This window comes from Sphingobium sp. BS19, from assembly GCF_027925545.1.
GTDB lineage: Bacteria > Pseudomonadota > Alphaproteobacteria > Sphingomonadales > Sphingomonadaceae > Sphingobium.
Genome location: NZ_BSEF01000050.1, coordinates 1 through 8,752, shown reverse-complemented (window position 1 = coordinate 8,752; position 8,752 = coordinate 1). Strand labels below are relative to the sequence as shown.

10 protein-coding genes are annotated in these 8,752 nt (G+C 58.4%); 8 read left to right on the top strand and 2 right to left on the bottom strand.

From position 1 onward, the window contains the following. The 3 genes from QMG56_RS22730 to QMG56_RS22720 all read left to right on the top strand — a co-directional run. Positions 1-1,346 (top strand): NAD(P)/FAD-dependent oxidoreductase (locus QMG56_RS22730; protein ID WP_281825141.1); only part of this gene is annotated, 1,346 nt, incomplete at its 5' end. 152 nt (positions 1,347-1,498) lie between these two features. Further along, the gene (locus QMG56_RS22725) at positions 1,499-2,461 is read left to right on the top strand and encodes a quinone oxidoreductase (protein ID WP_281825139.1); all 963 of its coding nucleotides are present in this window, start codon (positions 1,499-1,501) and stop codon (positions 2,459-2,461) included. A gap of 155 nt (positions 2,462-2,616) precedes the next feature. Beyond that, positions 2,617-3,633, top strand: a complete 1,017-nt coding sequence (locus tag QMG56_RS22720; RefSeq protein ID WP_309298604.1) for a 3-carboxyethylcatechol 2,3-dioxygenase — start codon at positions 2,617-2,619, stop codon at positions 3,631-3,633. Here the strand turns inward: QMG56_RS22720 and QMG56_RS22715 are convergent. Together QMG56_RS22715 and QMG56_RS22710 are read right to left on the bottom strand one after the other, a co-directional pair. Continuing rightward, entirely contained in the window at positions 3,605-3,949 is a 345-nt protein-coding gene (locus QMG56_RS22715) for an IclR family transcriptional regulator C-terminal domain-containing protein (protein ID WP_281825135.1), read from the bottom strand. The two genes, QMG56_RS22720 and QMG56_RS22715, sit on opposite strands and share 29 nt — an antisense overlap. Before the next feature lie 231 nt (positions 3,950-4,180). Then, positions 4,181-4,372 carry a helix-turn-helix domain-containing protein gene (locus tag QMG56_RS22710; protein WP_281825133.1) on the bottom strand — a complete coding sequence of 64 codons (192 nt, stop codon included), beginning with the start codon at positions 4,370-4,372 and terminating at the stop codon, positions 4,181-4,183. Between the two features lie 217 nt (positions 4,373-4,589). Here QMG56_RS22710 and QMG56_RS22705 point away from each other — a divergent pair, with 217 nt between their 5' ends. The 5 genes from QMG56_RS22705 to QMG56_RS22685 all read left to right on the top strand — a co-directional run. Then, on the top strand, positions 4,590-5,456 hold the full coding sequence (locus QMG56_RS22705) for an SDR family oxidoreductase (RefSeq protein WP_281825131.1): 867 nt from the start codon (positions 4,590-4,592) through the stop codon (positions 5,454-5,456). Between the two features lie 294 nt (positions 5,457-5,750). Next, positions 5,751-6,530: a 1,6-dihydroxycyclohexa-2,4-diene-1-carboxylate dehydrogenase gene (locus QMG56_RS22700; RefSeq protein ID WP_281825129.1), complete on the top strand. Its 780-nt coding sequence runs from the start codon at positions 5,751-5,753 to the stop codon at positions 6,528-6,530. 61 nt (positions 6,531-6,591) lie between these two features. Then, entirely contained in the window at positions 6,592-7,779 is a 1,188-nt protein-coding gene (locus tag QMG56_RS22695) for an aromatic ring-hydroxylating dioxygenase subunit alpha (RefSeq protein WP_281825128.1), read from the top strand. Continuing rightward, complete coding sequence (locus tag QMG56_RS22690; protein ID WP_281825126.1) at positions 7,776-8,264, top strand: aromatic-ring-hydroxylating dioxygenase subunit beta; 489 nt, start codon at positions 7,776-7,778, stop codon at positions 8,262-8,264. The genes QMG56_RS22695 and QMG56_RS22690 overlap by 4 nt, the downstream gene beginning before the upstream one ends. A 60-nt stretch (positions 8,265-8,324) precedes the next feature. Continuing rightward, the coding region (locus tag QMG56_RS22685; protein ID WP_281825124.1) for an alpha/beta fold hydrolase at positions 8,325-8,752 on the top strand (428 nt) is incomplete at its 3' end.

The window sequence follows — 8,752 nt, the reverse complement described above, 5'->3', positions numbered from 1 at the left end:
TCGGCAAATTCGGGCTGGAATATATCCGACCGGAAATCTCATTCGCGTCGGTCTTCGACGATGGATCGGTGGTCCTGACCTATCACGATCTCGACAAAACCTGCGAATCGCTGGCGAAAATCTCGCCGCGCGATGCCGAAAGCTATCGGCGCCATGTCGAAAAGATGAAGTCGATCCTTCCGATGTTCGTTTCCGGCCTTCATGCGCCACCGCTGCCCTTCGGCACCACCATTGGCCTGCTTGAACAGAGCGAGCAGGGTCGCGAACTCATCGGGATCATGAACAAAAGCGCGATGGACATCGTCAACGAGCTTTTCGAGAACGAGATTCTGAAGGTTCATTTTGCGAAATTCTCGTCAGAGGCGATGTCCGGGCCTGAGGAGAAGGGCACAGGTCTGGTCTTCAACCTGATTGTCGGCATGTCGCACAGTTATCACGGGGGGCTTCCGGTAGGCGGCAGTGTGGCGCTTCCCGAGGCGCTGGTGCGCTGTATCGAACATCATGGCGGCGCACTGCGTACCGAAGCCGAAATGGTTCGGGTCATCGTCGAAGGCGGCCAGGCGGTTGGCGTCGAACTGAAGGACGGAGAAGAGATTCGTGCCAAGCGCGCGGTCATCGCCTGCATCCATCCACACACGCTTGATCAGTTCGTGGCCGGCGTGGACCCAACCGTCGTGGCTGATGCCAAGCGGACGCATCATGGCGGCTATAGTTCGATGAACACGCATTATGCCCTGCACGAGGCGCCTCGTTACACCGCACTTGAAGGCTTGCCTGACCCGATGGTCGTCGAATGCCTTCCGGCCAAGCTCGACACATTCCGTCAGGAATTCGACGATCTGCGGTATAATCGCAGGCCAGCGCACCCCAGTCTGGTCTGCGCCACGCACACCAATTTCGACAAGTCGCGTGCGCCGGAAGGCAAGGCAACGCTCTATAAATATTCTTTCATGCCCTATGATCTGAACGACGGCGGCAGTGCCGCATGGGATGATGTGAAAGAGGAGGCGGCCGACCGCCTGCTTGATTTCTTCCGCAAGTTCACGACCAACATGTCGAGCGACAACATCATTGCTCGCCATGTCGATTCACCCCTGGATTACGAGCGTTCCACGCCCAGCTTCCGCCGTGGCGATGTGAGCGGCATTGGGCGCTATCTCTACCAGTTTCTTGGCCGCAGACCCACCCCGGCGCTGTCGCAATATGCTGTGCCAGGTGTGGAGAAACTCTATCTTTCCGGCCCGTTCATGCATCCCGGCGGCGGCGTAATCGGCGGCGGGCGCGCGACAGCCATAAAAATCATGGGCGACCTTGGCATGGATTTCGACAGGTTGTTCGTCGAATAGCTGGAAGGCGATTCTCGCTGCCAGTCCTGGGGTGCTTTTGTGATACCCGAGGCAGCTCGTACCTTAACGACGGTGATCAGCTTCGGTCCTCGCCGGTGGTGTATTGGCGCGGCCGTCGCGGCGAACGAGGGGGTTGGAAATTGCTGACGCGCGTGATCCGAGTTCACGAATGTGGCGGCCCCGAGGTGCTGCGCTACGAAACGGTTGAAGTTCCACCGCCATCGGCTGGCCAGGTGTTGGTTCGCAATTGCGCGATCGGGCTTAACTTCATCGATGCCTATTTTCGCATCGGGCGCTATCGGGCCGTCCTTCCCTTCATACCGGGCCTGGAGGGGGCGGGCATCGTCGAGGAAATCGGGCCGGGTGTGGAAGGCATCAGCGTGGGGGACCGGGTTGGCTACATCGACCCGCTTGGCGCCTATGCCGAGTTTCTGTTGAGGCCAGCCGCGCGTCTGATCAAATTGCCTGACTCGGTTGATCTACGTGACGCTGCCGCAATGCTGCTCAAAGGTATGACGGCAGAATATCTGCTCAATCGCACCTACCCGGTCCGGGCGGGTGAGGTGGTTTTGATCCACGCCGCTGCGGGAGGGGTTGGGCAGATCCTGTGCCAATGGGCCAAACATCTCGGCGCAGAGGTGATCGGCACTGTCGGATCAGCCGCCAAGAAGGATCTGGCACAGCGTGCGGGATGCGATCACATAATCGTGATGAGCGAAGAAGAGTTCGCTCCGCGCGTTCGTGAAATCACCGCAGGCAAGGGCGTGCCGGTTGTGTACGATGGAATCGGTGCAACGAGTTTTCGAGGTTCGCTTGATTGCCTTTCACCGTTCGGGACGATGGTATCTTTCGGCAATGCATCGGGACCGATCCCGCCCTTTGATGTGCAGGTTCTTGCCAACAAGGGTTCGCTTTTCCTCACCCGGCCGGGGCTGGCAAGCTACACCGCCTCGCGCGATGATTTGGAGGCAAGCACTGCTCGGCTGTTTTCGGTCATCGAGCAAGGCGCGGTCAGGATCGAAATCGGGGAATGTTATCCGCTGGCCGAAGCCGCAAGGGCACACGCAGATCTCGAAGCGCGACGTTTGACCGGATCAAACATTCTTCTTCCCTGAATCGCGAACGAGGTTTCCGCTCTCAAGCCAAGCCGTATCGGAAGAGCAGCGACCACCTGTGAACCGGAGCATTGCGATCCTTTGCAGGCATTGTTCATGAGGTGAACGGCCGGCGGTATTGGCTTGCGGACCATCGACAAAGGACCGAACCTTGCATGCCGATCGCGGCTTGTGCGGCGGCGAAAGTTGCAGGAAATGTCATGACATTGTCGCTGATATGCGCCTCCCACACCCCGATGTTGAGCAGGGTTCCTATTGATCCGGACCAGTCCGCCCGGGTGCGCGCCGGTTTCGATGCCTTGTCCCTGCATGTTCAGGAATTCGATCCCGAGATTATCATCCAGTTCTCGCCAGATCATTTTCAGGGGTTTTTCCATCGCCTGATGCCGAATTTCTGTGTTGGCCTTGCTGCCCGGTCAGCAGAAGACTGGGACATCGGTCCAGGTGAGCTCGATGTGCCCGTCGATGTGGCAAAGGCGCTGGTGGGCTGGCTGCAGGACCATGATTTTGATGTGGCGACGTCGCGCAACATGATTGTCGATCACGGCTTCCTGCAGATGTGGCAGGAAATGCGCGGCAAGTTTACCGACCTTCCGATTATTCCAATCTTCGTCAATTGTGCTGCCCCACCACTGCCCCGCTATCGGCGGATGCGCATGCTTGGCGAGGCGGTTGGTCAATTTGCCCAGTCAACCGGCAAGCGGGTGTTGCTGGTGGCGTCGGGCGGCCTGTCTCACGACCCGCCGGTCCCCAATGTCGAACAAGTTCCGGCAGCGGTTGCGGAAAGGTTGATAAACGGCGGCGGACGCAACGCCGATGAAAAGGTCGCGCGGGAGGCGCATCTGACTGAATTCGGTGTTCTGGCCGCCAAGGGGGAGGGGCCGTGCGCGCCGCTTAACCCCGCGTGGGACCGGGCATTTCTGGACATCTTGCAAGGGGGCGATATTTTCCGATGCGACGCCTTCGACGAGGACGCCGTGCGTGCAGCCGCTGGCCGCGCCGCAAACGAGGTGCTGTGCTGGGTAGCTGCGGCAAGTGCGTTATCTGCTGCAGGAGCCTATGATTCACATGTCGAACTGTATGAACCGATCCCAGGATGGATTGCAGGCATGGCGATGATGACCGCGCAACCCAGGCAGGAAGTCAGTGCGTCGACAGCCCTTGTTCGATAGCGGCGGCGTTGCGTGCCAGCACCGGAAGATATGATCGTATCGCAGCATCCGCCGGCAAGGCGCTGCGGAAGAATACGACGTTGATGCAGGCCTTTACCTCGTTGCCGATACGGATTGGCAAGGCGATACTGGCCAGCGTTTTCCGGCTCTCGCCAAAGCTGCAGCCGAAGCCCTGTTCGCGGGTAAGCCGTATTGCGCGGTCCACATAATTGTCATCGCGCGCAAGTGAACTTTCAACCCGATCGGAGTCGGCTATCCTCCGGATGATCATCTCTCGTTCGCTGTCTTTGCAGTAGCCAAGGAAGGCGCGACCCATAGCTGACGTCAATATTGGAGTTTCAGTTCCGATGTGCACCTCATGGACGAAAAGCGGGCTTCGCCCATGCGTGGTTTCGCGGATGAACATGCGATGGCCATCGAGAGTGGCGACGCTTGACGGCCATGCGAGTTCCGAGGTGATGTCGTGGATATGCCGGGCAGCGATGTCGATGATGTTGGCGTCCTCATCAACCCCGTGTCCGAGGGACCGAACCTTGTTCGTCAGGCATTAACAGTCATCAGCCAGTGAACGGCGCACATAGCCAGCGTCCTCCAGCGTATCAAGGATACGATAGACAGTGGTCCGATGCACGGAGATCATTTTGCTTATTCGCGCAACCGATGCGCCGGGTTCCTGGCTTAGAGCGGCGAGAATGTCCATGCCACGATTAACAGCACGCACCTTCTTGTATTTGACCATCTCCCTACTCCAAACATTTAAGTTCATAATAGAGCAGTCAGGGCCCGGTTGCAATTGCACGCGAGACGCCGTGCCGCCCGTCTGGAGAGCCGCGGAGGAGCCTTGCGCCGGCCGGTTGGCGAGCCGCTTTGGTTGTACATCGCCCATAGGCTGCGCAGCCAAGGTGCAGCCACAGGCCCTTATCTGAACATGCGAAGCCGGGAAAAGGAATTGGCGTATGATCGTTGTCACGGGTGCGAACGGCAGGCTTGGAAGGCTGGTCGCCAAGGCCCTCCACGCGATGGGTGCTTCTGCCGAAGTGGTGCTGGGAAGTCGCAACCCGAGCCAGATCAGCGATCTGGCGGAGCTTGGCTTTCGCACGACGCGATTAGACTTTGCTGACCCGGAAGCTATGGTAGCGACGTTTTCCGGGGCGGATGCCGTCCTGATGATCTCCACGCCCGGGCCGATTGAACAGCGTGTGCCTTTGCACCGCAACGCGATCGCAGCGGCCCGGCGGGCCGGGGTTGGGCATCTGGTTTACACCAGCCGGGTCAATCCAGTGGCCGACAGTCTCTATCCCTTCGCGCCGATACATGTATTCAGCGAGGCGGAAATCGTTCGCAGCGGCCTGCCCGCAACGATCGTCCGCAATAGCGAATATGTCCAGAACATCACCTGGTTGATCAAGGCTGCGGCGCAGTCTGGCGAACTCATTCTACCGGGTGCTTCAGGTCGCGTTGCCTATACCGATGTGACGGATATTGCAGAGGTGCTGGCAAGAATAGGCACCGGCGATCGGCACGCAGGGAAGATCTACGAAATCAACGGTCCCGATGCTTTGACGCGGGCTGAAATTGCCGCTTTGATCGCCCGCGCAACCGGGCGGCCGATCGCGGTGCGCCCGATCACTCGGGATGAATATGGCGCCTTTATGATGGAAAACGGTCGTCCACCGTTCGTGGTGGACATGTTGAAAGGCTTTTACGACGCGATCGACGCTGGAGAGTTTGCAAGAGTATGGCCCGACGCGGAACAGCTGCTGGGACGAAAGCCTAAGTCTATCAAAACATATATTGAAGAAACGCTTGCCGGTCTGAATTGAGGGACGCCATCTACCCGGTGGGATGCGTCCTCGGCAGATTGATTTTCCAGTACTATTGACGATCACGGATATTCGGGGATGCCGAAAATCCTGGTTAGAGGCGGGCCTCTCACTGGCGGCGGGTCGCCGTGGCGATGGGCGCATCCAGACGCGGGCCAACCGAGCGGTTCATAGGTTCACTGCGTGGCTGTGCAGCCTGTGCACGAATGGGATTATTCCGTTTTATGAAGCCCGTGCTCATGCTTTAGCGGATGTCACGTCGGCGTTTGTGGCCGGTTGGAGAGAAGATCGGCGATGTCGCTGTTCGCTAACAAGATCGCGATTGTCACAGGCGCGGCGCAAGGCGTTGGTCGTGCAGTCGCACAGGTTTTTGCCAGCGAAGGTGCGAAAGTCGTGCTGGTCGACCGGCGCGCTGAATTCCTGACGGATGTTTTTGAAGAGATCGGGGGGCCGGAAGGCGGCGCGCTATGCGTCGAAGCCGACCTCGAATGTTACGCCGGCGCCCAGAAGATGGTTTCGGAAGCGCTTGCGGCGTTTGGCCAGATCGACATTTCGGTTCACAATGTCGGCGGGGCGATCAAGGCCAAGCCATTTTGGGAGTATAGCGAGTCCGAGTTGGAGGCGGAAATCGCGCGTTCGCTGTGGCCGACGATATGGTCGTGCCGGGCCGTTATCCCGCCGATGCTTGCGCGAAAATCGGGCGCCATCGTCAACATCGGTTCCGCTGCGAGCGGATGGATGTGGCGAGTCCCCTATTCCGCAGCCAAGGGCGGCGTTCACGCGATGACAAAATGCCTGGGACGCGAGTTGGCCGAAGCCGGGGTAAGGATCAATTGCGTGGCTCCGGGCGCGCTTGCGGTGACCGATCGTGTCGCTCCGCGCAACCCGGATGCTCTTTCGCCTGCCGAGGAAGAGTGGCGCAAGGCGGCAATCGACCAATCAATTGACGATACACCGATGGCGCGAGCCGGAAGCGTGCAGGAAGTAGCCGATGCAGTGCGATTTTTCGCATCCGATGCCGCCAATTACGTCACCGGTCAGACATTGTACGTGGCTGGTGGGTCCAGCGGATGACCGGCGCATCCTTTTTCGCAGTGCATGAGCAGTCTTGCCTGCCGACAAGTTGGAGATGGTTATGAACGAAGCTCGCAGTCTGTCGCCGGAGGTCATCTGGCCCGCGAAGGTCAGCCATGTGCCCAAGGATATTTTCGTCCGCGAGGACATCTACCGGGAGGAGCTGAAGCGCATCTTCTATGGTGCGGAATGGACGCCGGTGGCACATGCCAGCGAAGTGCCGAACGTCGGCGATTTCAAGACGTGTTTTGTCGGCGAGGTGCCACTGCTCGTTACGCGCGACGAGGAGGGCGAGATCAATGTCATGTACAATAGCTGCTCGCATCGCGGCGCGCAGGTCGAAACGAAAGCATATGGCAACAAGCGCCGCTTTGAATGCCCCTATCATCGCTGGAACTTCGATACGCGCGGCAAACTGATTGGCTGCCCGCTCAAGCCCGAGGACTCCGAAGGATTTTCGCGCGACGATTATCCGCTTATGAAGCCGCGCGTGGCGATCGTTCACGGCCTGATTTTCGTGACCTTCAGCGAGGAAACCCGGTCGATCGAGGATTTCCTGGATGGTTATGAGGACAAGCTGGCCAATGCCATGGGCGGCGACGGCAGGCTGGTGTTACTGGGCTATCATCGGCTGACGCTTCACGCCAACTGGAAGACCTATCACGACAACGATGCGTGGCACGCGCCTTTGCTGCACCTGGCTTTCCGCATGCTCAACTGGCAAGGTGGCAAGGGCAGCCAGTTTGTCAACGACACTGGCCATCGCGGATTTGAAAGCATGCTGTCGCTGCCCAAGGGCAAGACCATGCTCAATGACAACTCGCTGATCGAATATAAGGAAGCCAATTTCGAGCGTGGATCGTGCTCGCTCCATCTGTTTCCCTTGTTTGCCGCGGTGAAACACCTCGATTCCATCGGTCTGCGCTTCGTAAACCCTGTCGCGGTCGACAAAACCGAATTGCACTTTGCCTATTTCGGGCGCGAGGGCGACGACGAAGAAATGCGGAACCACCGTATTCGCCAGTCGTCAAACCTGCTTGGTCCATGCGGGCTTGTCAGCATGGAGGATGCAGCGGTGTTCCAGCGTCTTCATATTGGCGGTCACGCGCCGGGACATCAGATTTTCCAGAAGGGCATGCGCGGACAGTACGAGATCCCCACCGAGTTCAGCCAGAACGATGAGTCAGCCAATATTCCCAGCTGGGAATATTATCGCAAGGTCATGGGATTTGAGAAGGAAGCGCGATGAGCGAGATCACCCCTGAAGTCATGGCGCAGCTCGACGCCCTGCAACTGGAATATATGGATGCATTGGGCCGCAAGGACATGGACGCCTGGCTGGCGACGTTTGACGCGGAAGGCGCCTATGTCTGCAAGACGCTGGAAGCCGAGGAACGCGGCTTGGGAATTGCCTTCATCCTGGATGATTGCCACGATCGCCTGAAGGACCGGGTCCAGTTCGTGACGCGGGTCTGGGCCGGCACGTTTCAGGATTACCAACCGCGCCATTTTGCCCAGCGGGTGAGTTGTCAGTCTGTTGGCGAGGACCTGATCGAGATGCGATCCAATTTTTCGGTGATGTTCACCCGTTCGGACACCCAAAAGACCGAAGTGTTCGCTGCCGGACAATATGTCGATCTGATAACCCTTGGAAAAGAAAAGCCATTATTCCGGTCCAAGACGGCCATCACTGACGCGCCGCTGATGGCGCATTACATGGCCTATCCGATATAGCCGACAGCAGGTCGTGCCCGTCTGCGGGCGGATCCTTTAAAAGATATAGGGGGGGACAGAATGGGATTGACCGCAGAAGGAACGAGCAAGTTCATCCAGGCAGGAAAGCACCGCCTGCATTATCATGAAGCTGGTGAAGGACCGGCATTGCTGATGATTCATGGCGGGGGACCGGGGGCCGGTGGATGGAGTAATTATCGCCGGAACATCGATGCCTTTGCCAAGCATTTTCGCGTAATCATACCAGATCTTCCGGGGTTCTCGCAAAGCGACAAGCCGGTGATCGATGGCAGCATCTATAAATATTATGCAGATTCGATGCGAGATCTACTGGATGTGCTTGGGGTTGATAAGGCGCATATCATCGGGAATTCACTGGGCGGTGCCACAACCCTGAAGCTGGCGCTGGACACGCCCGAACGTGCCGATCGCCTCGTACTTATGGGGCCGGGCGGCGGTTTGCAGATCTATACGCCGCGTCCCAGTGA

What these genes read in the sequence shown, in the direction of transcription:
- QMG56_RS22720 (WP_309298604.1), top strand. Translation starts at nt 2,617, where the DNA reads ATGCCGATCGCGGCTTGTGCGGCGGCGAAAGTTGCAGGAAATGTCATG.
- QMG56_RS22695 (WP_281825128.1), top strand. Translation starts at nt 6,592, where the DNA reads ATGAACGAAGCTCGCAGTCTGTCGCCGGAGGTCATCTGGCCCGCGAAG.
- QMG56_RS22715 (WP_281825135.1), bottom strand. Translation starts at nt 3,949, where the DNA reads ATGGGTCGCGCCTTCCTTGGCTACTGCAAAGACAGCGAACGAGAGATG.
- QMG56_RS22690 (WP_281825126.1), top strand. Translation starts at nt 7,776, where the DNA reads ATGAGCGAGATCACCCCTGAAGTCATGGCGCAGCTCGACGCCCTGCAA.
- QMG56_RS22710 (WP_281825133.1), bottom strand. Translation starts at nt 4,372, where the DNA reads ATGGTCAAATACAAGAAGGTGCGTGCTGTTAATCGTGGCATGGACATT.
- QMG56_RS22700 (WP_281825129.1), top strand. Translation starts at nt 5,751, where the DNA reads ATGTCGCTGTTCGCTAACAAGATCGCGATTGTCACAGGCGCGGCGCAA.
- QMG56_RS22705 (WP_281825131.1), top strand. Translation starts at nt 4,590, where the DNA reads ATGATCGTTGTCACGGGTGCGAACGGCAGGCTTGGAAGGCTGGTCGCC.